General features: G+C 66.1%; 22 protein-coding genes. 9 read left to right on the top strand and 13 right to left on the bottom strand.

Annotated features, from left to right (window positions below):
* Window positions 1-154 precede the first annotated feature (154 nt).
* The 3 genes from soxG (at window position 155) to fdhA (ending at window position 3340) form a co-directional block, all read left to right on the top strand.
* Window positions 155-790 carry a sarcosine oxidase subunit gamma family protein gene (soxG, locus tag N5C91_RS19650; RefSeq protein ID WP_037012695.1) on the top strand — a complete coding sequence of 212 codons (636 nt, stop codon included), beginning with the start codon at window positions 155-157 and terminating at the stop codon, window positions 788-790.
* A gap of 94 nt (window positions 791-884) precedes the next feature.
* Window positions 885-1742 carry a formyltetrahydrofolate deformylase gene (locus tag N5C91_RS19645; protein WP_236173728.1) on the top strand — a complete coding sequence of 286 codons (858 nt, stop codon included), beginning with the start codon at window positions 885-887 and terminating at the stop codon, window positions 1740-1742.
* Between the two features lie 398 nt (window positions 1743-2140).
* On the top strand, window positions 2141-3340 hold the full coding sequence (gene fdhA, locus N5C91_RS19640; protein WP_205338225.1) for a formaldehyde dehydrogenase, glutathione-independent: 1200 nt from the start codon (window positions 2141-2143) through the stop codon (window positions 3338-3340).
* Between the two features lie 349 nt (window positions 3341-3689).
* On the opposite strand, the gene N5C91_RS19635 is transcribed toward fdhA, so the two are convergent.
* The 7 genes from N5C91_RS19635 to N5C91_RS19605 all read right to left on the bottom strand — a co-directional run bounded on the left by N5C91_RS19635 (window position 3690) and on the right by N5C91_RS19605 (window position 12163).
* Window positions 3690-4085, bottom strand: a complete 396-nt coding sequence (locus N5C91_RS19635) for a lysozyme inhibitor LprI family protein (protein WP_279831396.1) — start codon at window positions 4083-4085, stop codon at window positions 3690-3692.
* 210 nt (window positions 4086-4295) lie between these two features.
* Window positions 4296-5408 (bottom strand): class II histone deacetylase, encoded by a 1113-nt coding sequence (locus N5C91_RS19630; RefSeq protein ID WP_279831394.1) that lies wholly within the window; start codon window positions 5406-5408, stop codon window positions 4296-4298.
* Window positions 5405-6796 (bottom strand): cytosine permease, encoded by a 1392-nt coding sequence (locus tag N5C91_RS19625; RefSeq protein WP_236173723.1) that lies wholly within the window; start codon window positions 6794-6796, stop codon window positions 5405-5407. Before N5C91_RS19625 ends, N5C91_RS19630 begins: the two co-directional genes overlap by 4 nt.
* 69 nt (window positions 6797-6865) lie before the next feature.
* Entirely contained in the window at window positions 6866-7912 is a 1047-nt protein-coding gene (locus N5C91_RS19620; protein WP_279831391.1) for an ABC transporter substrate-binding protein, read from the bottom strand.
* 222 nt (window positions 7913-8134) lie between these two features.
* The gene (locus N5C91_RS19615; protein ID WP_279831389.1) at window positions 8135-9517 is read right to left on the bottom strand and encodes an aspartate aminotransferase family protein; all 1383 of its coding nucleotides are present in this window, start codon (window positions 9515-9517) and stop codon (window positions 8135-8137) included.
* A 172-nt stretch (window positions 9518-9689) separates the two neighbouring features.
* Window positions 9690-11183 carry an aldehyde dehydrogenase gene (locus N5C91_RS19610; protein ID WP_279831388.1) on the bottom strand — a complete coding sequence of 498 codons (1494 nt, stop codon included), beginning with the start codon at window positions 11181-11183 and terminating at the stop codon, window positions 9690-9692.
* A gap of 182 nt (window positions 11184-11365) precedes the next feature.
* The gene (locus tag N5C91_RS19605; protein ID WP_279831386.1) at window positions 11366-12163 is read right to left on the bottom strand and encodes a carbon-nitrogen hydrolase family protein; all 798 of its coding nucleotides are present in this window, start codon (window positions 12161-12163) and stop codon (window positions 11366-11368) included.
* 203 nt (window positions 12164-12366) lie between these two features.
* Between N5C91_RS19605 and N5C91_RS19600 the strand changes: the two genes are divergently transcribed.
* The 3 genes from N5C91_RS19600 to N5C91_RS19590 all read left to right on the top strand — a co-directional run bounded on the left by N5C91_RS19600 (window position 12367) and on the right by N5C91_RS19590 (window position 15528).
* Window positions 12367-13275, top strand: coding sequence for a LysR substrate-binding domain-containing protein (locus N5C91_RS19600; protein WP_236173715.1), 909 nt, complete (start codon window positions 12367-12369; stop codon window positions 13273-13275).
* 305 nt (window positions 13276-13580) lie between these two features.
* Window positions 13581-14609 carry a DUF5924 family protein gene (locus N5C91_RS19595; protein WP_279831384.1) on the top strand — a complete coding sequence of 343 codons (1029 nt, stop codon included), beginning with the start codon at window positions 13581-13583 and terminating at the stop codon, window positions 14607-14609.
* A gap of 79 nt (window positions 14610-14688) precedes the next feature.
* Window positions 14689-15528 (top strand): thioesterase family protein, encoded by an 840-nt coding sequence (locus N5C91_RS19590; protein ID WP_279831382.1) that lies wholly within the window; start codon window positions 14689-14691, stop codon window positions 15526-15528.
* A gap of 191 nt (window positions 15529-15719) precedes the next feature.
* On the opposite strand, the gene N5C91_RS19585 is transcribed toward N5C91_RS19590, so the two are convergent.
* Window positions 15720-16061: a zinc ribbon domain-containing protein YjdM gene (locus N5C91_RS19585; protein WP_024766124.1), complete on the bottom strand. Its 342-nt coding sequence runs from the start codon at window positions 16059-16061 to the stop codon at window positions 15720-15722.
* A gap of 163 nt (window positions 16062-16224) precedes the next feature.
* Here N5C91_RS19585 and N5C91_RS19580 point away from each other — a divergent pair, with 163 nt between their 5' ends.
* Both N5C91_RS19580 and N5C91_RS19575 read left to right on the top strand, forming a co-directional pair.
* Window positions 16225-19197, top strand: a complete 2973-nt coding sequence (locus N5C91_RS19580) for an autotransporter outer membrane beta-barrel domain-containing protein (protein WP_279831380.1) — start codon at window positions 16225-16227, stop codon at window positions 19195-19197.
* 186 nt (window positions 19198-19383) lie between these two features.
* On the top strand, window positions 19384-19617 hold the full coding sequence (locus N5C91_RS19575; RefSeq protein WP_279831379.1) for a hypothetical protein: 234 nt from the start codon (window positions 19384-19386) through the stop codon (window positions 19615-19617).
* Between the two features lie 71 nt (window positions 19618-19688).
* Here the strand turns inward: N5C91_RS19575 and N5C91_RS19570 are convergent, their stop codons facing one another.
* The 3 genes from N5C91_RS19570 to N5C91_RS19560 all read right to left on the bottom strand — a co-directional run bounded on the left by N5C91_RS19570 (window position 19689) and on the right by N5C91_RS19560 (window position 23722).
* The gene (locus N5C91_RS19570) at window positions 19689-20312 is read right to left on the bottom strand and encodes a c-type cytochrome (RefSeq protein WP_236202022.1); all 624 of its coding nucleotides are present in this window, start codon (window positions 20310-20312) and stop codon (window positions 19689-19691) included.
* Between the two features lie 168 nt (window positions 20313-20480).
* A complete protein-coding gene (oadA, locus tag N5C91_RS19565) occupies window positions 20481-22295 on the bottom strand; it encodes a sodium-extruding oxaloacetate decarboxylase subunit alpha (RefSeq protein WP_236173706.1) in 1815 nt (604 codons plus the stop codon).
* 11 nt (window positions 22296-22306) lie between these two features.
* Window positions 22307-23722, bottom strand: a complete 1416-nt coding sequence (locus N5C91_RS19560; RefSeq protein WP_236173704.1) for an acetyl-CoA carboxylase biotin carboxylase subunit — start codon at window positions 23720-23722, stop codon at window positions 22307-22309.
* Window positions 23723-23963: 241 nt separating this feature from the next.
* Between N5C91_RS19560 and N5C91_RS19555 the strand changes: the two genes are divergently transcribed.
* Window positions 23964-24899 (top strand): LysR family transcriptional regulator, encoded by a 936-nt coding sequence (locus N5C91_RS19555; protein WP_139092869.1) that lies wholly within the window; start codon window positions 23964-23966, stop codon window positions 24897-24899.
* Here N5C91_RS19555 and N5C91_RS19550 read toward each other — a convergent pair.
* Window positions 24853-25068, bottom strand: a complete 216-nt coding sequence (locus tag N5C91_RS19550; protein WP_037013823.1) for a hypothetical protein — start codon at window positions 25066-25068, stop codon at window positions 24853-24855. The genes N5C91_RS19555 and N5C91_RS19550 overlap by 47 nt on opposite strands.
* A 205-nt stretch (window positions 25069-25273) precedes the next feature.
* Window positions 25274-26158: a transcriptional regulator HexR gene (gene hexR / locus N5C91_RS19545; protein WP_024766116.1), complete on the bottom strand. Its 885-nt coding sequence runs from the start codon at window positions 26156-26158 to the stop codon at window positions 25274-25276.
* Window positions 26159-26227: the final 69 nt, after the last annotated feature.

Genomic DNA, 26227 nt, shown 5'->3' with positions numbered 1-26227 from the left:
CCCTCACCCTGACCCTCTCCCACAGGGAGAGGAGACAGTTCGGAGCCGCCAGCGAGCACGACACTCACAGCACACTCAGCTCGGCCCCTCTCCCCTTGGGAGAGGGCTGGGGTGAGGGGAAACAGGCGACAAGCGCCCCCAAGGTGAACAGAACATGAGCAAAGCCAACCTCTACCAGCAACGCCCCGCCGACGGCATCCAGGCCGAATCGCCCCTGCACCACGCCGAGCTGGACAAGCTTGCCGCACGCAAGGTGGCCAACGCCGGCGTGACCCTGCGCGAGAAGAAATTCCTCGGCCACCTGACCCTGCGCGGCGACGCCCACGACCCGGCCTTCGCCGGCGGCGTGCACCAGGCCCTGGGCCTGGAGTTGCCGGTGGCCCTGGGCCTGGTGGCCAAGGGCGAAACCTCGCTGCAGTGGCTCGGCCCGGACGAATGGCTGCTGATCGTCCCCGGCGGCGAGGAGTTCGCCGTCGAACAGCGTCTGCGCGAAGCACTGGGCGAAGAACTGCACTACTCGGTGATCAACGTCAGCGGCGGCCAGACCCTGCTGGAGCTCGAAGGCGCCAAGGTCCGCGAAGTGCTGATGAAGTCCACCGGCTACGACGTGCATCCGAGCAACTTCCCGGTGGGCAAGGCAGTCGGTACGAACTTCGCCAAGTCCCAGCTGGTGATCCGTCATACCGGCGAGCACACCTGGGAGCTGGTGGTGCGCCGCAGCTTCTCCGACTACATCTGGCTGTGGCTGCAGGACGCCTGCGCCGAGTACGGCCTGCAGGTAGCGGCGTAAGAAACGCTCTTCCCCCTCTCCCACGGGAGAGGGCCGGGGTGAGGGAAACCCCACTCCAACCTCTGCAACCAGAGGAAAACTTCGGAGCCAGACCATGAGCCGCACCCCCGATACCTGGATCCTCACCGCCGACAGCCCGAGCCTGCTGGGCACGGTGGACGTGGTCACGCGCTACCTGTTCGAGCAGCGCTGCTACGTCACCGAGCACCACTCCTTCGACGACCGCCTGGCCCAGCGCTTCTTCATCCGCATTGAATTCCGCGCCGGCGACGGCTTCGACGAAGCAGCCTTCCGCGCCGGCCTCGCTGACCGCGTCTCGCCGTTCCAGATGAATGTCGAGCTGACCCCGCCAGGCTATCGCAGCAAGGTGGTGATCATGGTCTCCAAGGCCGACCACTGCCTGAACGACCTGCTCTACCGCCAGCGCATCGGCCAGTTGCCGATGGACGTGGCGGCGGTGGTCTCCAACCACCCGGACCTGGAGCCGCTGGCGCGTTGGCATGGCATCCCCTACCACCACTTCGCCCTCGACCCCAACGACAAGGGCGCGCAGGAGGCGAAGGTCTGGCAGGTGATCGAAGACACCGGCGCCGAACTGGTGATCCTCGCGCGCTATATGCAGGTGCTCTCCCCCGAGCTGTGCCGGCGCCTGGACGGCTGGGCGATCAACATCCACCACTCGCTGCTGCCCGGCTTCAAGGGTGCCAAGCCTTATCACCAGGCTTACCAGAAGGGCGTGAAGCTGGTCGGCGCCACCGCCCACTACATCAACAACGACCTCGACGAGGGGCCGATCATCGCCCAGGGCGTCGAGCCCGTGGACCACTCCCACTACCCCGAGGACCTGATCGCCAAGGGTCGCGACGTGGAGTGCCTGACCCTGGCGAAAGCCGTGGGCTACCACATCGAAAAACGCGTCTTCCTGAACGCCAACCGGACGGTGGTGCTGTAAGAGCCGCCCCAGGCTACAAGCCACAAGCTGCAAGCGGAGCCGCCGGCAAGCCGGGCGCTCAGCCGAGACACCGAACAGCAAGTAGGGCGCATAACGCCACCGGCGTTATCCGCCATGGCGCCTGCAACGGCGGATGGATGGAGCTCATCCGCCCTACGGTCCGGAGCCGCCGGAAAACCCGGCGGCCCAGCGATGCACCGAACAAGCCCCCTCTCTCTGCAGGGAGAGGGTTGGGAAGAGGGGCTCTCAGGCCCACTTCCACGCACCGAGCAACACCGACAGCCCAGCCGGCTGCCAGCAGTACCTACCGGCCCTGTCGCGCAACACACGACATCCCAGTGCAGAACCGCGCGCCGCAAGGCCCGCCTTTGTACCCACAAACACAATGAGGAATGCGTATGTCTGGCAATCGTGGTGTGGTTTATCTCGGCCCGGGAAAGGTCGAGGTCCAGAACATCCCCTATCCGAAGATGCAGGACCCGCAGGGCAAGCAGATCGACCACGGGGTGATCCTGCGCGTGGTCTCCACCAACATCTGCGGCTCCGACCAGCACATGGTCCGTGGCCGCACCACCGCGCCGCAGGGCCTGGTACTGGGCCACGAGATCACCGGTGAGGTCGTCGAGATCGGCCGTGGCGTGGAAACCATGAAGATCGGCGACCTGGTCTCGGTGCCGTTCAACGTCGCCTGCGGCCACTGCCGCACCTGCAAGGAGCAGCACACCGGCGTCTGCCTGACGGTCAACCCGGCCCGTGCCGGCGGCGCCTACGGCTACGTCGACATGGGTGGCTGGGTCGGCGGCCAGGCGGAATACGTACTGGTGCCCTACGCCGACTTCAACCTGCTGAAGCTGCCCAACCGCGACGCGGCGATGGAGAAGATCCGCGACCTGACCTGCCTCTCCGACATCCTGCCCACCGGCTACCACGGCGCGGTGACTGCCGGCGTCGGTCCGGGCAGCACCGTCTACATCGCCGGTGCCGGTCCGGTCGGCCTGGCCGCTGCTGCGTCGGCGCGCCTGCTGGGCGCCGCCGTGGTGATCGTCGGTGACGTCAACCCGACCCGCCTGGCCCACGCCAAGGCCCAGGGCTTCGAGATCGCCGACCTGTCCAAGGACACCCCGCTGCACGAGCAGATCGCTGACCTGCTGGGCGAGCCGGAAGTGGACTGCGCAGTGGACGCGGTGGGCTTCGAGGCCCGCGGCCATGGCCATTCGGGCTCGCAGCACGAGGCTCCGGCCACCGTGCTGAACTCGCTGATGGGCGTGGTGCGGGTGGCTGGCAAGATCGGCATTCCGGGCCTGTACGTCACCGAGGACCCGGGCGCGGTGGACGACGCGGCCAAGCACGGCGCGTTGAGCATCCGCTTCGGCCTGGGCTGGGCCAAGTCGCACAGCTTCCACACCGGCCAGACCCCGGTGATGAAGTACAACCGCCAGCTGATGCAGGCGATCATGTGGGATCGCATCAAGATCGCCGACATCGTCGGGGTGGAAGTCATCACCCTGGACGACGCACCCAAGGGCTATGGCGAGTTCGATGCCGGCGTGCCGAAGAAATTCGTCATCGACCCGCACAACCTGTTCCGCGCCGCCTGACGGCGGCACCTGCTCCCGGCCGTGCTCCCCAGCGCGGCCGTCTCTCCAGGGAGCCGCAAGGCTCCCTTTTTTTGTGCCCCGCTCCCTCGCAGCAGCGGACTCCGTCCGCGATGGCGAGCCTCGGCACCACGTCGAATGAATCGCGGTGGGCCTGATCTGTAGGAGCGAGCTTGCTCGCGAACCCGCCCAACGCCGACGCAACCGGGAAATCTGTTCGCGAGCAAGCGCGCTCCCACAACAGCCGGGCCCGCAAGGCCCTCGTAGGATGGGTGGAGCGCAGCGATACCCATGCTGGCGGTGCCGAGAATTGATGGGTATCGCTTCGCTCCACGCCATCCTACAAAGCAGCTCAGCGCTTCGGAGCGGGACAGTTGAAATCGCCTTCCTGGCAGTCGGACAGCGTCTGCAGTTCCTTGATGCGGTTATCGGTCATGGCCTTCAGGCAATTGCTGTAGGCCATCGGGTAACCGGAGCCGCCTTCGACGCTGGACGTCTCGAACTTGCAGCTCAGGTCGCGGTAGTTCAGCCAGGCTTTCTGCGCGGCGGTCAGGGCTTTCTTCTGCCCGGCATCCAGGCGCTGGCGGTACTGCCCGTAGAGGTCGTTGAGGCGTTTGTCGCTGGCTTTGTAAGCGGAGCCGATGCAGGCGTTGATATCCGCCTGGGTCTGGGCGTCGGCGCAGTCGGCAGCGGCCTGGGCGAAGGAGGAGAAGGCCAGCAGGCCGAGGGGAAGGAGCAGCCACTTCATGGGGACGCGATCCGTTGTTTTGGATGGAATCCCCACTCTAGCCGCTCGGGCAGGAAAACGTTGTAGGACGCGGGCCCAGGTTCGACCAGGACCGGCGGCGGATAACGCCTGGGGCGTTATTCGCCCTACGTGGGGCCGAACCCCTGGCGTAGGGCGAATAACCGCTAGCGGTTATCCGCCGTTACGTCGCCAGGCCCCATGCCAGCAACATCAGCCCAGCAACTTGACCGCCATCCGCTCCAGCGCCTGGCGCTGGAAGGCGCGGAAGTCCGCGTCCGGCTGCTGGCCTTCGAGCATCGGCAGGAAGGGATCGACCACTTCGGTGCGCACGCCAACCATTTCCTCGATCACTGCATGACCGCAGAACGGCACATAGGCTTCCGCGTAGCCGCCTTCGTGCACCACGACCAGCTTGCCATCGCACAGGCGCTCGGCAGCGTCACGCACCGCAGCGGTCATGAAGCGGAAGGTTTCGCTGTGGGCGAGCATCCGCGCCAGCGGGTCCACGCCGTTGGCGTCGAAGCCACTGGCGACCACGATCAGCTCGGGCTGGAAGCGTTCCAGCGCCGGCACGATGAGGGTTTCCATGGCCACGCGATAAGCGTCGTCGCCGCTGCCCGGATAGAGCGGCACGTTGAGGTTGTAGCCCTTGCCCGCGCCCTCGCCGATGTCGTCCACCGCGCCAGTCCCCGTGGGGTAGCAGTCGGCCTGGTGGATCGACAGGGTCAGCACGTCGTCGCGACCATAGAAGATCGCCTCGGTACCGTTGCCGTGGTGCACGTCCCAGTCGAGCACCGCCACGCGCTGGATGCCGTGGCGCGCCTTGGCCGTCTCCACCGCCACGGCGATGTTCGCCAGGTAGCAGAAGCCCATGCCGCGATCGGGCAGGCAGTGGTGACCCGGCGGGCGGGACAGCGCGTAGGCGTTGTCCAACTCACCGCGCAGCACCGCATCCACCGCAGCGATGGTCAGGCCGGCGGATTGCCGGGCGATGTCGTAGGTGCCATGGCTGACCATGGTCTCCTCGCCCATGTCGCCGTGGCCAACTTCGCTGTAGGCCTTGAAGCGCTCCAGGTAGCTCGCCGGGTGCACGCGCAGCAGGTCTTCCTCGCTGGCCAGCGGCGCGCTGGACAGGTGCAGCTGGCTGCTCAGGCCGGAGACGTCCATCAGGCTTTTCAGCCGGCGTTTGCTTTCCGGCGATTCGGCGTGGCCGCCGCCCACCGGCGGCTGCAACCAGCCACCGACGGGAAGGATCAGCGCGTGCAGCCCGGTTGCGTGCCAGAAGCAGCGCTCGTCGAAGAAGAACCCGGTACGACGGCTCATGCGCGGGCCGCCTCGAGGGCACGTTGGCGCTTGCGGCTGAACAGCCAGTAGACCGGCGAGACCACGCCCAGGCCGACGACCCAGGAGATGTCCGCACCGTTCATGGCTTGTGCGGCAGCGCCGGTGTAGAGCGCGGTGGACATGAACGGAACCTGCACCAGAATGCCGAGGATGTAGCAGTTCACCGCGGTCCAGTTGAAGGTGCCGTAGATGCCGCCGTCACGACGGAAGAACGACAGCACGTCGTACTCGCCGTGGGCGATCAGGTAGTAGTCGACCAGATTGATCGCACTCCAGGGCACCAGCACGTAGAGCAGCAGCAGGATGAAGTTGGTGTAGTTGGCCATGAAGTTGTCCTGGCCGAGCAGGGCGATGGTCAGCGAGCCGCCGAACAGCGCCAGGGCAATCACCGCGCGCCAGCCGGCCTTGGCCGACCAGGCCGGGATCAGCGTCTGGCCGACAGTGATGGCCGAGAGCGTGCCGCAGTAGAGGTTCATCGAGTTGGTGGCGGCGATGCCGATGGAGAACACCGCGACCATCACGGCGCTGAAGCCGCCGGTCATCTCGATCAGGCCGGCGATGACGTCACCCTCGCCTACCGACAGGCCGACCAGCACGCCCAGCAGCATCGGCAGGATCGAACCCAGGCAGCAGCCCCAGTAGCTGGACCAGAACGCGGTGCGCGAACCGGTGCCCTGCGGCATGTAGCGCGAGTAGTCGGAAACGTAGGGCGCGTAGGCCAGTTGCCAGAGCGCGGCGATGGACAGCGCGCCGAGGAAGCCGGGGATGTTGTTCTCGTTGCGCTGCAGCAGGTCCGCCGGCAGGCCGTGGACGAACACCAGCCAGACGAAGCTGACCAGCAACACCGCGCCGGACAGCCAGGACATCACGCGGGTGTAGCCGTGGATCAGGCGGTAGCCGAACACCGTGGCGATCACGCTGATCGCGCCCACCAGCAGGATGCCGGTGTTGGTGCCGATCACCTCGAAGCGTGCATGCAGAGCCTGGCCGCCGAGCACCAGGTTGGAGGCGAAGAAGCCCAGGTACATGATCACCACCAGGGCGACCACCAGCAGCGAGCCAAAGGAGCCGAACTGGCCGCGGGTCTGCACCATCTGCGGCACGCCCAGCTGTGGGCCCTGGGCCGAGTGCAGGGCCATGAACACGCCGCCCACCAGGTTGCCCAGCACCAGCGCCAGCACGGCGGCGAAGAATGGCAGCTTGAACACGGTGACCGCCAGGGCGCCGGTGACCACGGTCAGCAGCATGATGTTGCTGCCGAACCAGATGGTGAAGAGGTCGCGGGCGCGGCCGTGTCGTTCGTGCGCGGCGATGGGCTGGATGGTGCTCAGCTCCAGCGTCGTCGCCTGGTTTTGCGTCGTTGTCATTGTGTTTCTCACGCGTCGTTGGCAAGGCAGGCCCGGCGCAAGCGCCGGGCGCGGATCAGGAAAGGCAAATCAGCGAGCGGCCCAGGCGTTGAAGCGCTGTTCCAGCTCTTCGCCGTGGTCGACCCAGAAGGCCGCGTCCACCGAGCGGGCGCCTTCGAGGTTGGCCGGCGCGGTGGGCAGCGCGTCGCGCACGTCCGCCGGCAACAGGTCCAGCGTGCCCTTGTGCACGGGGCCGTAGGGGATGTTCTCGGAGAAGGTCTTCTGGGTTTGCGGCTGGCTGGCGAAGGCGATGAACTTCTCGGCCAGCGCCTTGTTCGGCGTGCCTTTCACCACGGCCCAGTATTCCGGGTCGTAGAGGCTGCCCGGCCAGACGATGCCGAGCTTCACGCCTTCCTTCTGCGCGGCGGCAATGCGGCCGTTGTAGGCGGCACTCATCACCACGTCACCGGCGGCCAGCCACTGCGGCGGTTGCGCACCGGCTTCCCACCACTGGATGTTGCCCTTGAGCTGGTCGAGCTTGGCGAAGGCGCGATCGACGCCCTCTTTCGTGCCGAGCACTTTGTAGAGGTCTTCGGGTTTCACGCCGTCTGCCAGCAGGGCGATCTCCAGGGTGTACTTGGCGCCCTTGCGCAGGCCGCGCTTGCCCGGGTATTCGGCGGTGTTCCAGAAGTCGGCCCAGGATTGCGGGGCCTTGGTTACCTTGGCGCCGTTGTAGGCCATGACCATGGACCAGACGTAGGTGGCCACGCCGCACTCGCTGAGAGTGCCGGGGACGAAGTTCTTCTCGTCGCCGATGGCCGCCGGGTCGATGCGTTCGAACAGGCCTTCCTCGCAGCCGCGCAGCAGCTCGGGGCTTTCCACCTCGACCACGTCCCAGGTGACCTTGCCGACGTCGACCATGGCCTTCACCTTGGCCATCTCGCCGTTGTATTCACCGGCGACGATCTTGCCGGCGCCGCTGGCCTCGAAGGGCTTGAAGTAGGCCTGCTCCTGGGCCGCCTTGGTGGCGCCGCCGAAGGAGATGACGGTGATGCTTTGGGACTGTGCGTTAACGCTGCCGACAGCAGCGGCGAGGGCACAGGTGATGGAGATGCGCGTGAGCAAGGACACTTTCATGGAACGACTCCCACAGCCGGATTGGCGTTGTTGTGTTGCTGGGCAGTACCCCCGGCCAGAAGCCGGGCAAAAGGGTTCCATCGCGCGGGCGTCTTTGCGCTCGCGGCGTTGTTGATATTGGGTTGAACCGTAGGGCGCATAACCTGGAACAGGTTATCCGCCGGCTCCTTTGGCGGCGGATAACGCTGGCGCGTTATGCGCCCTACAGGTGGCTCCAGCGCCTTACAGCACGCCGATTTCCTGGGCCGTGCGATCCACCGCGCGGCGGGTCTTGTCGACCAGCTCGTCGATCTCGGCACGGCCGGCGACCAGCGCCGGGGCCATGATCATGCGGCCGAGGGTGGAACGGATGATCACACCTTCCTCGAAGCCGATGGTGCGGCAGCGCCAGGCGATGTCGTTCTCGTTGTCGAAGCGCTTGCGGGTGGCCTTGTCCTCGACGAACTGCAGCGCGGCGACGAAGCCGGTGCCCTGGATGTCGCCCACCAGCGGGTGATTGCCGAAGACTTCGCGCAGGCACTGCTGCAGGTACGGGCCGGTGTCGTTCTTCACCGCATTCACCCAGCCTTCGTCACGCAGCGCGCGCAGGTTGGCAACGGCGACGGCTGCCGCCACCGGGTGGCCGGAGTAGGTCAGGCCGTGGGCGAACACGCCGCCCTCTTCCACCAGCGCCTGGGCGATGCGCTTGCTCAGCACCAGACCGCCCATGGGGATGTAGCCGGAGGTCAGGCCCTTGGCGATGGACAGGGTGTCGGGCTGGAAGCCGAAGTGCTGGTGGGCGAACCACTCGCCGGTACGGCCGAAGCCGCCGATCACTTCGTCGGCGCACAGCAGCACGTCGTACTGGCGGCAGATGCGCTGGATTTCCGGCCAGTAGCTTTCCGGCGGGAAGATCATGCCGCCGGCGCCCTGGAACGGCTCGGCGATGAAGCCGGCGACGTTGTCGGCGCCCAGTTCGAGAATCTTCTCTTCCAGTTGCAGGGCGCAGCGACGGCCGAACTCGGCCGGGGTCAGGTCACCGCCGGCAGCGAAGAAGTAGGGTTCGTCGATGTGCGCGATGTCCGGGATCAGGCCGCCCATCTCGTGCATGAACTTCATGCCACCCAGCGCGGTGGCCGCCAGGGTGGAGCCGTGGTAGCCGTTCCAGCGGCCGATCATGATCTTCTTCTGCGGCTTGCCTTCGATCTGCCAGAAGCGGCGCACGGTACGGATCAGCACCTCGTTGGCCTCGGAGCCGGAGTTGGTGTAGATCGCGTGGCTGTAGTGGTCGGGCAGCAGGCTGAAGAGCGTCTCGGAGAGTTCGATCACCGCCGGGTGGGTGGTGTGGAAGAACATGTTGTAGTACGGCAGTTCGTCCAGCTGGGCGGTGGCGGCGGCGGTCAGGTCCTTGCGGCCGTAGCCCAGGTTGGTGCACCACAGGCCGGACATGCCGTCGATGTACTTGTTGCCGTCGTTGTCCCAGAGGTGCAGGCCTTCGCCACGCACCATCACGCGCGGGCCCTCGGCGTTCAGCGCCTTCTGGTCGAGGAAGGCATGGATGTGGTGGGCCGCATCGGCTTTCTGGTATGCACGGGTGTCGCGCGGGGCGCGGGTGTTGTCGGTCATCGACTTTCTCCTCTATCCCTCGGCGGTGCTCCGGCAGCCGGCCTGAGGGGTCTTCAGGGGATCGAGGGCGACGGACTTACCTGGGCAGTCTCACCGGCCGTCTCGAGCGGTTCGGTTGGGAATTCGGGTGTTACTCAGGCGCCGGGCTCGAACCCGGCGGCCTGTCTTGCATTTAGTCGCGCAGCTGGAACCAGGTGGTCTTCAGCTGGGTGTACTTGTCGAACGAGTGCAGCGAGAGGTCGCGACCGAAGCCGGACTGCTTGCCGCCACCGAACGGAATCGCCGGGTCCAGCGCGTCCACGGTGTTCACCGACACGGTGCCGGCGTTCAGCTTGCGGGCTACGCGGTGGGCGCGGTGCAGGTCGTCGCTCCACAGGGAGGCGGCGAGGCCGTAGATGCTGTCGTTGGCCAGACGCACGGCTTCCTCTTCGCTATCGAAGGGGATGACTGCAAGCACCGGGCCGAACACTTCGTCGCGGGCCAGGGACTGCTCCGGGCGCACGCCAGTGAAGATGGTCGGTTCGATGAAGTTGTCCGAGCCGTTGAAGCTCAGCTGGCGACCACCGCAGGCGAGCTGCGCGCCGTCGCTCTGGGCGCGGTCGATGCAGGTCATGATGCCGGCGGTCTGCTTGTTGTCGACGATGGAGCCGGCGCGGCTGGCCGGGTCCAGCGGGTCGCCCGGCGTCCAGTCGCGGGCCTTGGCGATCAGGCGCTCGACGAATTCGTCGTGGATCGATCGCTCGACCAGCAGGCGCGAGTTGGCCGAGCAGACTTCGCCCTGGTTGAAGAAGATGCCGAAGGCGGCTTTTTCAGCGGCGAGGTCGAGGTCGCGGCAGTCGGCGAACACCAGGTTCGGGCTCTTGCCGCCGCACTCCAGCCAGACCTGCTTGAGGTTGGACTGCGCGGAATACTGCATGAAGTACTTGCCGACCTGGGTCGAGCCGGTGAACACCAGGGCGTCCACATCCGGGTGCAGGCCCAGCGCCTTGCCGGCGGTTTCGCCCAGGCCCGGCACGACGTTCAGCACGCCTTCCGGGATGCCGGCTTCGAGCGCCAGCTCGGCCAGGCGCAGGGCGGAGAACGGCGACTGCTCGGCGGGCTTGAGCACCACGGAGTTGCCGGCGGCCAGCGCGGGCGCCAGCTTCCAGGCGGCCATGTCGAGCGGGAAGTTCCACGGCACCACGGCGCCGATCACGCCCAGCGGCGTGCGGGTGATGGTGGCCAGGGCGTTCTGCGCAGTCGGGGCGACCTGGTCGTAGAGCTTGTCGAGGCTTTCGGCGTACCAGGAGAACACGCCAGCGGCGCCGGGCACGTCGATGTTCCAGGCATCCATCACCGGCTTGCCCATGTTCAGGGTGTCGAGCAGGGCCAGTTCGTCGCGGTTGGCCATCATCAGCTCGGCGAGCTTCTGCAGCACGGCCTTGCGCTCACGCGGCGCCATGCGCGCCCAGGGGCCGGTCTCGAAGGCCTGGCGGGCAACCCGCACGGCGGCGTCGATCTCGGCCGCGCCACAGGCGGCGACATTGGCCAGCAGGCGATTGGTCGCCGGGTCGATGGCCGCGAAGGTCGCGCCGTCCTGCGCAGCCACGCGGCGGCCGCCGATCAGCGCGCTGTCGATGAAGGTCTGCCGGGCAGCACGCTGCCGCCAATCGTTGAGCTCGTACACCAGGGCACTCCGTAGGGGATCGTTGTTGTTGGAATGTGGATTGGATGGTCGCCCAAGGCCTTGCCAAGGAAAATTATTAAATTTGTCTTCGGGGTATATGAAAAAGCTGGGCAGCCTTGCACCAGTCCAGAGCATGGCGCGCCATCTCGGTGCGCGCCTGCGCACCGCTACAGGGCCCGTATTCAGCGGGTCAGCGCACCGTACAGCTCAGGGCGACGGCACGGCAGGTAGGGGAAAGTACCGGCCTGGCGGGCACGCTGCTGCGCGTCCAGGTCGACGATCAGCAGACTCTCCGCGGGCCCGGCGGCAGCCAGGCGCTCGCCGTCCGGCGCGACGATGCAGGAGCCGCCGAGGAAGGCCAGCCCGTCCTCCACGCCGCAGTGGTTGCAGTAGGCGACGAACAACTGGTTCTCCACCGCCCGCGCCGGGACGATCACACCCGGCACCGCGCCGTACTCCGGGGTCAGCGCGGTGGGGATGAGGATCAGCCCGGCGCCGTTCAGCGCGTGGGTGCGCACCGCCTCGGGGTACTCGACGTCGAAGCAGATCAGCAGGCCGATACGCCAGCCGGCGTAGTCGAACGGCGCTTCCAGCACATCGCCGGCGCTGAACACTTCGCGCTCCATGGCACCGAACAGGTGCGCCTTGCGGTAGTGACCCAGCGCGCTGCCGGACGGGCCGATCACCTGCACCGAGTTGTAAGGCTTGCCGCCCTGCGGATGGCGTTCGGCGTAGCCATAGGCAATGGCCAGCCCGAAGCGCCGGGCCAGCTCGCCGATGCGCCGGGCGGATGGCCCGTCCGCCGCTTCGGCCAGCTCGTTCATCCGCTGCGGGACGTTGTAGCCGCCCAGCCACAGCTCCGGGCAGAGCAGCAGTTGCGCGCCCGTTGCAGCGGCCGCGCTGGCCTGGCGCTCCAGTTGGTCGAGGTTGCCGGCGACGTCGCCGGGAAGTCCGCAGGTCTGCCACAGGGCCATGCGCATGGGCTTAACTCCAGTCCGCGTGTACGGGATTTGCAGGGTGCATTTCGGGTCTGGGCGGAGTATGCCCGCGCCCGGAGGGACGCAGCAGGCGGCCAAGGCCATGAAAAATGTGGTCCCCGGCGAGGAAAATCTTCGCCACGGGCCGCCCCCGCCAGCCGGCTCAACGCGGTATCTTGTATAAAAAAGCATCAACGAGGCGTGCAGTGGCTTCCTATACCTTGCGGCAACTGAAGTATTTCGTGACCACCGTGGAGTGCGGCAGCGTGGCTGAAGCCTCGCGCAAGCTGTACATCGCGCAACCGTCCATTTCCACGGCGATCAAGGGCCTGGAAGAGAGCTTCGGCGTGCAGCTGTTCATCCGTCACCACGCCCAGGGCGTGTCGCTCACCCCCAGCGGCGCGCGCTTCTACCGCAAGGCGCAGGAACTGCTGCGCATGGCCCACGAGTTCGAGCAGAACGCCCTGGCGGACAACGACGTGGTCGCCGGGCAGATCGACATCGGCTGCTTCGAGACGGTCGCCCCGCTCTACCTGCCGCGCCTGATCTCGGGTTTCCGCGAGCGCTATCCGGGTGTGGAAATCCGCATCAGCGACGGCGAGCAGCAGGAACTGGTGCAGGGCCTCACCGCCGGCCGCTTCGACCTGGCGCTGCTCTACGAACACGACCTGGACGCAACCATCTGCACCGACCCGCTGATGCCCGCCCAGCGCCCCTACGCGCTGCTGCCGGAGAACCACCGCTTCGCCAAGCAGGACAAGGTGTCCCTGCGCGACCTGGTGCTGGAGCCGATGATCCTGCTGGACGTGCAGCCCAGCCGCACCTACTTCGTACGCATCTTCGAGGAGCTGGGGCTCAACCCGCACATCGCCTTCAGCTCGCCCTCCATCGAGATGGTGCGCGGCATGGTCGGCCGCGGTTTCGGCTTCTCGGTGCTGGTGACCCGCCCGCATTCGGAGTGCACCTACGACGGCAAGAAGGTGGTGATGGTGAACATCGCCGAGGACGTCAGCGCCTCCGGCCTGGTTGCCGCCTGGCTCAAGCGTGCCCAGCTGACCAAGCCGGCGCAGCTGTTCGTCGACTTCGCCCGGGAGGAGCTGAGCGGGAAGCACTGATGCCCGCTCTTCGCCTTCTTGTAGGAGCGAGCTTGCTCGCGAACCGACTTCGGCGCTGCGACCTGCCCTCACCCTAGCCCTCTCCCGGAGGGAGAGGGGACTGTTCGGCAGGCTCTGAATGCTCGGCACTCCCCGGCTGACTCCGTTACGACCCAACGCTGTGGACGGCTCCCTCTCCTCCTGGGAGAGGGCAGGGGTGAGGGAAACGCCCGAGCACCAGACGCCCCTCCCGTCACTCCCCGTGCCTCCCACCGACATCCGGCGTTACAATCTCGCCCCCTTTCGTTTTTGTCATACCCCGCCCCATGCTGATCTGGAAAGAGCGCGTGCAGCGCCTCATCACCCTTGTCCTCGGTTTGCTGCAGCGCTACCCGCGCGTCATCGCCCTGTTCGGTTTCTGCTCCGGGGTGTTCAGCTTCATCATGGTCGATCGCCACCGTGCCGGCTTCGCCCGCGCCATGGCCATCGTCATGCTGGTCAGCTGGGTCTGGCTGATGCTGGAAAACCTGCTCACCGACCGCTTCAAGCGCCGCTTCGGCTGGGAAGTGCCACCGGGCCTGCTGCGCTACGCGACCCAGCTGATCCACCAGGAAAGCCTGTTCTTCTGCCTGCCGTTCTTCTTCGTCACCACCACCTGGAACAGCGGCCAGGCGCTGTTCACCGGCGTGCTGACGCTGGCGGGGCTCGCCGCGATCACCGACCCGATCTACTACAAATGGCTGTCGGTGCGGCGCTGGACCTTCCTCGGCTACCACACCCTGACGCTGTTCGCGGTGCTGCTCACCGCGCTGCCGATCATCCTCCACCTGAGCACCCCGCAGAGCTACGAAGCCGCGCTGGGCATCGCCGTGCTGCTGTCGTTCCCCAGCCTGGCGGTGACGGTGAAGATCCACAAATGGTGGCGCTGGTTCGCGTTGATCGGCCTGACCCTGTCCATCGGCGCAGTGGGCTGGTTCGCCCGCGCCTGGGTGCCGCCCTCGACCCTGTGGATGACCGAGATGGCGGTGACCGAGAGCTTCGACAACGCCCAGCGCACCCCCGGCGACAGCCTGGATACCGTCAGCGTGGCGCAGATCAAGAGCCAGGGCCTCTACGCCTACACCGCGATCAACGCGCCGCGCGGCCTGAACGAGCGCATCTACCACGCCTGGCGCAAGGACGGCCAGGAAGTCGACCGCATCGCCCTGGACATCAAGGGCGGCCGCGAAGCCGGCTACCGCGCCTGGACGCACAAGCAGAACTTCCCCAGCGACCCCAGTGGCAAATGGCAGGTACAGGTGCTCACCGAGGCCGGCCAGGTGATCGGCACGCTGAGGTTCGAGGTCACGCCCTGACCGCTCGGTATCCTTGACCCGCCTCGGCGCTTTCCTCTACATAGAGCCTCTCCCGAGAACAAAAAGCGCCGAGAGAGTCATGACCGATACCGCCTTGCACCCGTTCGACCGCGCCGTGGCCCTGCAACCCGTGGCCGGCCAGCCCAACCTCTACGAGGGCCATACCAGCCAGGACTACTGGAACATGGTCGGCCCCTTTGGCGGCGTGACCGCCGCGGTCCTGCTGCAGGGCGCGCTGCGTCACCCCCAGCTGCTCGGCAGCCCGGTGTCGCTGACGGTGAACTACGCCGCGGCAGTCGTGGCCGGCGCCTTCCAGGTCGAAGCCATCCCGGTGCGCACCAACCGCTCGACCCAGCACTGGCTGCTGCAACTGACCCAGGCGGATGAAGCCGGCGAGCAGCAGGTCACCACCACCGCCACCCTGGTCACCGCGCTGCGCCGCGAGACCTGGAGCCTGACCGACCTGCCCTTCCCGAACCTTGCCCCGGCCAGCGACTTCGAGCCGATGAGCCCAGCCGCCAAGGGCGTGGCCTGGCCAAAGCAGTACGAGATGCGCCCGGTCTCCGGCGCCTTCCCGACCAAATGGGACGGCAGCGGCGAGACCAGCCGCAGCCAGCTCTGGCTGCGCGACGCCCAGCCGCGCCCGCTGGACTTCCTGTCCCTGGCGGCGCTGAGCGACATCTTCTACCCGCGCGTCTGGCTGCGCCGCGCCACGCCGGTACCGGCCGGCACCGTGTCGATCACCACCTACTTCCACACCGACGCAGCGCAACTGGCGGAGGTCGGCAGCGGCTACCTGCTGGGCGACGCCCGCGCCCAGGAATTCCGCAACGGCTTCTTCGACCAGAGCGCCCAGCTCTGGAGCGAGTCCGGCGCGCTGCTGGCGACCAGCAACCAGATCGTTTACTACAAGGAATAACCCGCTTCGCTCCCCGTAGGATGGCGTGGAGCGAAGCGATACCCATCAACTTCGCCGACACCACGCGATGGGTATCGCTTCGCTCCACCCATCCTACATAGATGCTCACTCTGGCCCGTTCCCTGTGGCGAAAAGAGGCGCATAAAAAAGCCCGGCACTTGGCCGGGCTTTTTCATCGCTGCGCAGAAGGCTCAGACCTTGCGCACGAACTCCGACTTCAGCTTCATCGCGCCGATGCCGTCGATCTTGCAGTCGATGTCGTGGTCGCCGTCGACCAGGCGGATGTTCTTCACCTTGGTGCCGACCTTCACCACCAGGGACGAGCCCTTGACCTTGAGGTCCTTGATCACGGTGACGGTGTCGCCGTCCTGCAGCAGGTTGCCGACCGAATCCTTGATCACGCGTGCGTCGCCATCGGCCTCGGCGGACGCATCGGCGGACCACTCATGGGCGCACTCGGGGCACACCAGCTGGGCGCCGTCTTCGTAGGTGTATTCGGAGTTGCATTTGGGGCAGGGCGGCAGCTGGCTCACGGCGGTTCTCACAGTGGAAACGGTAAAAAAGACCGCAGAGTATATAAGGTTTCTCCCGTCCCTGCCCGGCAACAGAGTTGGCAATGAGCCAGCACCGTTACAAAAGCGTAAGAATCCATCGCTATAACAGGCGGCCACTTCGATAAGAAAAGGACGCCACGCCATGCTGCACAAGCCCTCCCCGCTCGCGCTGAGCATCGCCGTCGTGCTGGCGAGCCTGGCCGCCGAAACCGCCAACGCTGTTCCGCTATCGCCGATCATCAGCGACGCCCAGACCAGCAGCCGGACCCTGGCCAACCAGGACACCCTGACGGTCACCGGCACCGGCAGCCTGGTCACCAGCGGCAAGAGCGTCGACCTCAAGGGCGCGGCCACCGGCACTGGCGTGGTCATCGACAACAGCGGTCTGATGCAATCCACCACCGGCCGCGTGGTCGATACCTCCGGCAGCGACAGCACCACGCGCTTCTCCCAGATCATCAACCGCGAAGGTGGGCGCATCCTCGGCTTCGATGACGCCATCCGCATGAATAACCCGTTCAGCGCCGGCAGCCTGCTGATCGACAACGCCGGCAGCATCTATTCGGCCACCGGCCAGGCGCTGGACTTCGACAAGCTGCAAAGCGCGGCGACGGTCACGATCATCAACCGCGCCAGCGGCGTGATCCACAGCGACGGCAACGACGCCATCCGTCCCGGCGGCAACGCAACGATCAGCAACTACGGCGAGATCAGCAGCTCGGACATGATCACCGCCGACACCAAGAACGACGGCATCGACTTCCAGGGTGCCGCGGGCGGCCAGGTGGAGAACCACGGCCTGATCAGCGGCGGGCGCCATGGCATCACCACCGACGTCGGCGCCACCCTGATCAACTACGCGGACGGCGTGATCATCGGCCGCAACGGCTCGGGCTTCGGCTCCGACGGCGACGGCACGGTGATCAACTACGGGCGCATCAGCGGCGCCTACAACGGCCTGGTGCCGGACGGCGACGGCGATGGCGTGGACATCGACTACACCGGCCATATCGAGAACCACGGCATCATCGAGGGCCTCGGCGCCGCCGGCTCGAAGGACGGCTCGCCCAACGGCAGCGAAGGCATCGCCATGGGCGGCGGCAGCATCATCAACTACGCCGGCGCGATCATCCGCAGCGTCGACCGCGGCATCCTGGTCGACGACGGCAACGGCAACAGCGGCTTCAGCTCCACCACCCTGGAAAACCACGGCACGATTTCCGGCGAAAAACTTTCCGGGGTGACTCTTTCCGGTGACCTCGACGATACCGTGATCAACGACGGTCTGATCCACGGCGGCAACGGCATCGCCCTGGAAATGGGTGGCGGCAACGACCGCCTGGTGCTGCTCTCCGGCAGCCGCTTCGAAGGCCTGGTGGACGGCGGCAGCGGCCGCGATAGCGTGACCCTGGACGACGCCGCCGGCGGCGGCTTCGGCAACAGCGTCAACTTCGAGTGGCTGGACGTGAAACAGGGCAGTTGGGCGCTCTCCAGCACCAACGATTTCAGCGAAGGCGGCGAAGTCTTCAGCGGTGCCAGCCTGAGCAACACCGGCAGCATTCTCGGCACCCTGCAGATTGACCAGGGCGCCAGCTACTCGGGCAGCGGCAGCGTCGGCGGGCTGAACGTCGCCGGCAGCCTAGTCGCCTCGCCGGCCCTGGGCGCTGCCCACGTCACCGGCAACCTCAACCTGCAGAGCGGCTCGACCCTGTCCTTCGGCGTGGAGCCCAGCGGCGCCCACGCCACTGTGCAGGTGGACGGAGCAACCCGTATCGACGGCGCGCACCTCGCCGTGCAGGCCGGCAGCGGTAACTGGCCGTGGCAGAGCAGCGTGCAGGTGATCAGCTCCAGCGGCGGCGTCAGCGGCCAGTTCGCCGACGTGAAGAGCAACTTCGCCTTCCTCACCCCGACGCTCAGCTACGGCGCCAACAGCGTCGACCTGCAACTGACCCGCAACGACGTACAGTTCGGCGAGCTGGCCAGCAGCAGCAACGGCCGCAACGCCGGCGCCGCGCTGCAAAGCCAGAACGGCGGCGCGCTGTACAACGCGCTGATCACCAGCGACGCGGGCAACGCCACCGCTGCCCTGGAGCAGTTGGCCGGCGCCAGCAACGCCAGCCTCGCCGCCGCGACCATCGCCGGCAGCCAGCAGGTCGGCAGCGCCATGCTCAACGCCGTGCGCCAACTGGGCAGCAGCAGCTTGCTGGCAGCCACCGAGCGCGGCGATACGCCGATGCTCGCCGCCACTGGCGTACCCAGCGCAGCGCGCAACCTCAACGACCCGAATGCCGCCGGCCGGCTGTGGGTGCAAGGCATCGGCAGCCACGGCAAGCTCGACGCGCACGACAACAGCGGCGACCTGCAACAGAACACCGGCGGCACCCTGCTCGGCGCCGACTGGGCGCTGACTCCGGACTGGCGCATGGGCGTGCTCGGCGGTTACTCGCACACTGACCTGGATGGCAGCGGCGGTGTTTCCGGCGATATCGACAGCTGGCACCTGGGCGCCTACGCACTGCACCAGAGCGGCCCGCTGGCCGTGCGACTGGGCGCGGCCTACAGCAGCCACGACGGCGAGAGCAAACGTCGGGTCGAGTTCGACGGCTTCAGCGATCGCCCCAAAGGCGACTACGACGCCGACAGCTGGCAGGCCTTCGCCGAGACCGGCTACGCCATGGGCAGCGGCCGCCTGAGCGCCGAGCCCTACGCACGCTTGGACTACCAGCGCTACGAGCGCGATTCGTACAACGAGAAAGGCGGCGCCGCCGCACTGCACGTCGACTCCCAGGACCAGGACAACCTGAGCAGCACCCTCGGCCTGCGCATCGCCCGCCTGGACACCCTGAGCAACGGCATGAGCTTCACCCCGCGCCTGGGCCTGGGCTGGCGTCACACCTTCGGCGACATCGACAGCCAGACCCGCCAGTCCTTCATTGCCGGCGGTGATGCCTTCAGCGTCCAGGGCACGGCGCTGGACCGCAACAGTCTGCTGCTGGACGTCGGCTTCGACGTCGGCGTATCGGCACGCAATACCCTCGGCATCGGCTACAGCGGCCAGATGGGCAGCAACGCGCAGAACCACGCGCTGATCGCCCAGTGGCAGATGGCGTTCTGATTCTGCTCGTAAGACGAAAAGCCCGGCATTCGCCGGGCTTTTTGCAGGTGTCGTTTAGACCAGAGATTCAGAATATTCGCAGCCCTTCTCGGAGCGAGGCCTGTGGTCCCATCGAGCGCTGACGGCAAAGCTTGCCGCCCCGGTCAACTGACCGGCATCCGCCCAACCTCGATGAGTGAGCACTCCATGAAAAAACTCTGCATCCTGATCGCCGCCTGCGCCGTTCTCGCCGCATGCGATAAGAAAGACGAGCAAGCCTCGCAGACCGCCGTTCCCGCCACCGTTACCCAACAGGAAGCCAAGCCTGTGGCGCAACCGGAGCCCAAGCCGGCAGAACAGCCAGCAGCATCCGAACAAGCCAGCGCGCCGGCCCAACCGGCAGCCGAAGAAGCCAAGCCGGCCGACGACAAGCAGCAGTAAAACCCGCAAGCCGCTGCCGCAATGCGCCGGCGCAGCACACCGGCCAGCCGCCTTCGGGCGGCTGGCTGTTTTCAGGGCTGTAACTGGCTGAGATAGGCCGTCAGCGTGGCGATATCGTCCTCACTGAGCAACCCCGCCACCGCCAGCATCGGCGAACCGGCTCGGCTCGGGTCCTTGTCCCGGTAGCGCTGCAGGGCGTGGGTCAGGTAGGCCCGCGGCTGTCCGGCGATGCGCGGGAAGCCATCGTGGCCCATGGCCTTGTCACCGTGGCAGGTAACGCAGACCGTGGCGAAACGCTGGGCGCCCTGCTCCACCAGCGCCTTGTCCGGTGCCGCTTCCGTACGTGGCACGACCTTCTGCTGGCTGAAGTAGTAGGCGATGTTGACCCGTTCGTTGATGGTCAACAGCTTGGCCGCCTGGTTCATCACGAAGTCGGTGCGCTGGCCGTCGACGTATTTCTCGAAGGCGTCGAAGAGGTACTGCGGGTTCTGCCCGGCCAGGTTGGGGATGTAATCGCGCTTGCTGTTGCCATCCTTGCCGTGGCACTTGCTGCACAGCAGGATGCGTTCCTCGGCGGCGGCATAGGCTTGCTCGCGCTTGGCCGGGTCCTTTTCCAGGGCGGCCAGCCGATCCATCATCTCCGAGGCCTGCGCGACTCCGCACAGCAGCACCCACAACAGAACGACTCTTCCCATCGCCATACCCTGGTCAGTTTTCCCAGCATCGACGCTAATGAGTTTCTGAAGGAAATTTCCGACCTGGATCAACCATTCGGTTCGAGCAGAAGTGAACGGGCGCGCAAAAAAAGGGGGAGCATCGTGCTCCCCCGTGGGACTGAACCTTAAAGACCCGTCTGTCCTTGGTCAGCCTTCAATTTCAACCAGGATCTCACCAGGGTTGACCCGGTCGCCCTTGGCTACGTGGATGGCCTTCACGGTGCCAGCAATACCCGCCTGCACCTCGGTCTCCATCTTCATCGCTTCGGTGATCAGCACGGCCTGGCCGGCCTTCACGCTGTCGCCTTCCTTCACCAGCACATCGACGATGTTGCCCGGCATGGTGGTGCTGACATGGCCCGGCTCGCTGGCCTGCTTGCGCTTGTTGTTGCCGCCGCCGATGAACTCGTTGAGCGGCTCGAACACCACTTCTTCCGGCATGCCGTCCACCGACAGGTAGAAGTGGCGCTTGCCGTCGGTCTTCACGCCGACGCCGGTGATGTCCACGCGGTAGCTTTCGCCATGCACGTCGACCACGAACTCGGTCGGTACGCCCTCACCGCCAGCGGCGGCGACGCCCTTGCCATTGGGGATCGGCAACAGCTCTTCGGGTTTCAGGGTGCCGGCGGCGCGTTCCTCGAGGAACTTGCGGCCGATGTCCGGGAACATGGCGTAGGTGAGCACGTCCTCTTCGGACTTGGCGACACTGCCGATCTCTTCGCGCAGCTTGTTCAGCTCCGGCTTGATCAGGTCGGCCGGGCGCACGTCGATGACTTCCTCGTTGCCGATGGCCTGGCGGCGCAGTTGCTCGTTGATCTTGCCCGGCGCCTTGCCGTAGCGGCCCTGCAGGTAGAGCTTCACCTCGTTGGTGATGGTCTTGTAGCGCTCGCCGGCCAGCACGTTGAAGAACGCCTGGGTGCCGACGATCTGCGAGGTCGGGGTGACCAGGGGCGGGAAGCCGAGGTCTTCACGCACGCGGGGGATTTCCGCGAGCACTTCGGGCATGCGGTTCAGCGCGCCCTGCTCCTTGAGCTGGTTGGCCAGGTTGGAAATCATCCCGCCCGGTACCTGGTTGACCTGCACGCGGGTATCCACGCCGGTGAACTCGCTCTCGAACTGGTGGTACTTCTTGCGCACGGCGTGGAAGTACATGCCGATTTCCTGGATCAGTTCCAGGTCCAGGCCGGTGTCGAACGGCGTGTCACGCAGCGCGGCAACCATGGATTCGGTGCCCGGGTGGCTGGTGCCCCAGGCCATGCTGGAGATCGCCGTGTCGATGCGGTCAGCGCCGTTTTCCACCGCCTTGAGCTGGCACATGCTGGCGACGCCGGCGGTGTCGTGGGAGTGCACCACCACGTCCAGCGGCAGCGCCTCTTTCAGCGCCTTGACCAGCTCGCCGGTGGCGTAGGGGGTCAGCAGGCCGGCCATGTCCTTGATGGCGATGGAGTCCACGCCCATGTCAGCCATGGCTTTGCCCTGGGCGACGAACGCATCGATGGTGTGCACCGGGCTGGTGGTATAGGCGATGGTGCCCTGGGCGTGCTTGCCGGCGGCCTTCACGGCTTCGATGGAGACGCGCAGGTTACGCACGTCGTTCATCGCGTCGAAGATGCGGAAGACGTCGATGCCATTCACCGCCGCCTTGGCGACGAAGGCACGCACCACGTCATCGCTGTAATGGCGGTAGCCGAGCAGGTTCTGCCCGCGCAGGAGCATCTGCAGGCGGGTGTTGGGCAGCGCGGCCTTGAGCTTGCGCAGGCGCTCCCACGGGTCTTCCTTGAGGAAACGCACGCAGGCGTCGAAGGTTGCGCCGCCCCAGACTTCCAGCGACCAGTAGCCGACCTTGTCGAGCTTGTCGCAGATGGGAAGCATGTCCTCGGTGCGCATCCGGGTCGCCAGCAGCGACTGGTGGGCGTCGCGCAGGATGGTATCGGTGACGGTGACTTTCTTGGCAACGGTCATGTACGTGATCCTCACAGGCCAGCGTGGGCGGCAATGGCGGTAGCGATGGCGATGGCCAGGTGCGACGGGGTGCGTTTGATGGAGTACTGGGTCAGTTCCGGGTGGCTTTCGACGAAGCTGGTGTTGAACTGGCCGTTACGGAATTCAGGATTCTTGAGGATTTCCTGGTAGTAGGCGGCGGTGGTCTTCACACCTTGCACGCGCATGTCGTCCAGCGCACGCAGGCCGCGGTCCAGCGCTTCTTCCCAGGTCAGCGCCCAGACCACCAGCTTCAGGCACATCGAGTCGTAGTACGGCGGGATGGTGTAGCCGGTGTAGATCGCCGTGTCGGTGCGCACGCCAGGGCCGCCGGGCGCGTAGTAGCGGGTGATCTTGCCGAAGGACGGCAGGAAGTTGTTCTTCGGGTCTTCGGCGTTGATGCGGAACTGCAGGGCGAAGCCGCGGTGGATGATGTCGTCCTGCTTCACCGAGAGCGGCAGGCCCGAGGCGATGCGGATCTGCTCGCGGACGATGTCGATGCCGGTGATTTCCTCGGTGATGGTGTGTTCCACCTGCACGCGGGTGTTCATCTCCATGAAGTACACCTCGCCATCGGCGAGCAGGAACTCCACGGTGCCGGCGTTCTCGTAGCCCACCGCCTTGGCCGCGCGCACCGACAGGTCGCCGATGTAGGCGCGCTGCTCGGGGGTCAGCTGCGGGCTGGGGGCGATCTCGATGAGCTTCTGGTTGCGGCGCTGGATCGAGCAGTCGCGCTCGAACAGGTGCACGGTGTTGCCGAAGGAGTCGGCGAGAATCTGCGCCTCGATGTGCTTGGGATTGACGATGCACTTCTCGAGGAAGACTTCCGCGCTGCCGAAGGCCTTGGTCGCCTCGGAGATCACCCGGGGGAAATTCTGTTCCAGTTCCTCGCGGCTGTTACAGCGGCGGATACCGCGGCCGCCACCACCGGAGGTGGCCTTGAGCATCACCGGGTAGCCGATGCGCTCGGCTTCGGCCAGGGCTTCGGCCAGGTCGGCGACGTTGCCTTCGGTACCGGGGGTGCAGGGCACGCCAGCGGCGATCATGCTGCGCCGCGCTTCGGTCTTGTCGCCCATGCGGCGGATGACTTCCGCCGACGGACCGATGAACTTGATCCCGCGCTCGGCGCAGATATCGGCCAGTTCGGCGTTCTCGGAGAGGAAGCCGTAGCCGGGGTGCAGGGCGTCGCAACCGGTTTCCACGGCCAGGTTCACCAGCGCACGCGGGTTGAGGTAACCCGCCAGCGGGTCGGCGCCCAGGCTGTGGGCTTCGTCGGCGCGCTTGACGTGCAGGGCGTGACGGTCGGCATCGGAATAGACGGCCACCGAACGGATGCCCATTTCGGCGCAGGCGCGCACGATCCGGACAGCGATCTCCCCACGGTTGGCGATCAGGATTTTCTTGATCACTGCGGCTTTCCCTCGGCCCGGGCCTTGTGGACCCCGGCGTAAAAACCCATCGGCAGCTCCGATCACGGCAGCTGGATTTTCTTGTGGATATTGCTCGACCGGAGCGGGTTCCGGCGTGTTTTTACCCTAGCGCGGGAGGGAGGATTAACCAAAATCAATAATTATTGGGGTAGCCATAAAGAATGCTTTATAGTCGCTGGAAAATGTCGCCATCGAGCAGGCTTCTATGCGTAAGTCATTGATGCGTATGACCCTTCGCCAGCTGCAGGTTTTCCGCGCGGTGTGCGAAAGCCGTTCCTACAGCCGCGCCGCCGAGGAAATGGCCCTGACCCAGCCGGCGGTCAGCCTGCAGATTCGCCAGCTCGAAGAACTGGTCGGCCAGCCGCTGTTCGAGTACATCGGCAAGAAGCTCTACCAGACCGATGCCGCCGACGCCCTGCTGCGCGCCACTACCGACATCTTCCAGCGCCTGGAAGTGCTGGACATGAACCTCTCCGACCTCAAGGGTTCGCTGCAGGGCCAGCTGCGCCTGGCGGTGGAATCCAGCGCCAAGTACATCACCCCGCACCTGTTCGCCGCCTTCCACGCGCAGCACCCGGATGTCAGCCTGAACCTCACGGTGGTCAACCGCGCCCAGGTGATCAAGCGCCTGTCGGACAACCGCGACGACCTGGTGATCATGTCCCTGGTGCCGCAGGACATGGCGCTGGAATTCCTGCCCTTCCTGAACAACCCGATCGTTGCCGTGGCACCGCCGGACCACCCGCTGTGCAACGCCGCGAAGCTTTCGCTGAAGGACCTGGAACCCTATCCGCTGCTGATCCGCGAGCCCGGCTCGGGGACGCGCAAGGCCTGTGAGGAGCACTTCCAGCAGAAGCGCGCGCACTTCGCGCAGACGCTGGAGTTCGCCTCGCTGGAGGGGTCACGGGAAGGGGTATTGGCGGGACTGGGACTGGCGCTGCTGCCGCGCCACGCGGTGAGCCGCGAGCTGCAGTCCGGGCTGCTGCACGAACTACCGGTGGAAGAGCTGCCGCTGTACCGCAGCTGGTGTCTGGTGCATGCCCGCGGCAAGCGCCTGAGCCCGGTGGCCCAGGCGTTCGTCGCCTTCATCCGTGAAGAGCGGGCGCTGATCAGCCAGCTTGCCGAACGCTTCGCCGGCCCGCCTTCGCCGAAGTGAGGTAGGCGGCGGCGATCAGGTCAGGGTAATCGGAGGTTTCGAGGGCGAGGCGCTGGGCCTCCACGCGGTCCTCGATGGCGCGACGGAACTGCATACGCCGCTGGTCTTCGAGCTTGCGGCGGGTCTTGCTGTCCACTTGGAGCTGGGTGTCGTCGATATGGCGGGGCATCTCGCATCTCCCAAGGCCGAAGGGCTGGAGACGCCAGCATGCTGGGGGCGGATGACCGTTTGACGACGTGGTGGTGAAGCGCCGGTGACGCCGACGAGTGGTCGGCGAGCCGCTTTTGTAGGAGCGAGCTTGCTCGCGAACCGCTCAGCCCTGGAACACCCGGCTAGCTCTGTTCGCGAGCAAGCTCGCTCCTACAGGTATGGTCTTAGGACGCCTCTTCCGGGCGCTCCTCGTGGTTCTTCACCACCTTGGGCGACAGGCGCAAGCTACGCAGGCTGCGCTTCACGCTCTTGAGGTGGTTCACCAGGTCCGGGCCGCGAGCCATGGCCACGCCCATCGCCAGCACGTCGATCACCACCAGGTGGGCGATACGCGAGGTCAGCGGGGTGTAGATGTCGGTGTCTTCGTGCACATCCACCGCCAGGTTCACCGTGGCCAGGTCAGCCAGTGGGGTCTGGCTGGGGCACAGGGTGATCAGCGTGGCGCCGGCTTCGCGCACCAGGTTGGCGGTCACCAGCAGGTCCTTGGAGCGGCCGGACTGGGAGATGCAGATCGCCACGTCCGAAGGCTTCAGGGTCACTGCCGACATGGCCTGCATGTGCGGATCGGAGTACGCCGCTGCCGACAGCAGCAGGCGGAAGAACTTGTGCTGGGCATCCGCCGCCACCGCGCCGGAAGCGCCGAAGCCGTAGAACTCGACACGCTGGGCATGGGCGATGGCCGCGATGGCGCGCTCCAGGGCATGGGTGTCGAGGTGCTCGCGCACTTCCATCAGCGAGTGCAGGGTGGTGTCGAAAATCTTCAGGCTGAAGTCCGCCACCGAGTCGCTCTCGTTGATCGAGAACTGACCGAAGCTGGCACCGGCGGCCAGGCTCTGCGCCAGCTTGAGCTTGAGATCCTGGAAGCCGCTGCAGCCGATGGCGCGGCAGAAGCGCACGATGGTCGGCTCGCTGACACCGACGCCATGGGCGAGGTCCGCCATGGAGCTGTGCATGACCGATGCAGGGTCCTGCATCACGTGATCGGCAACCTTGAGCTCCGACTTGCGGAGCAGATGACGCGACTGGGCAATGTGCTGCAAAAGGTTCACAGGGATAGGCTCGGTGATAGTTGTCTGAGAATTATGTAGTCTTGTTGTAGTTATACTACAAAACTACTC

Origin of the sequence: Pseudomonas sp. GD03903, from assembly GCF_029840045.1 — a bacterium.
GTDB classification, from domain to species: Bacteria; Pseudomonadota; Gammaproteobacteria; order Pseudomonadales; family Pseudomonadaceae; genus Pseudomonas; species Pseudomonas pseudonitroreducens.
This window is presented reverse-complemented; position numbering and strand designations above follow the sequence as displayed.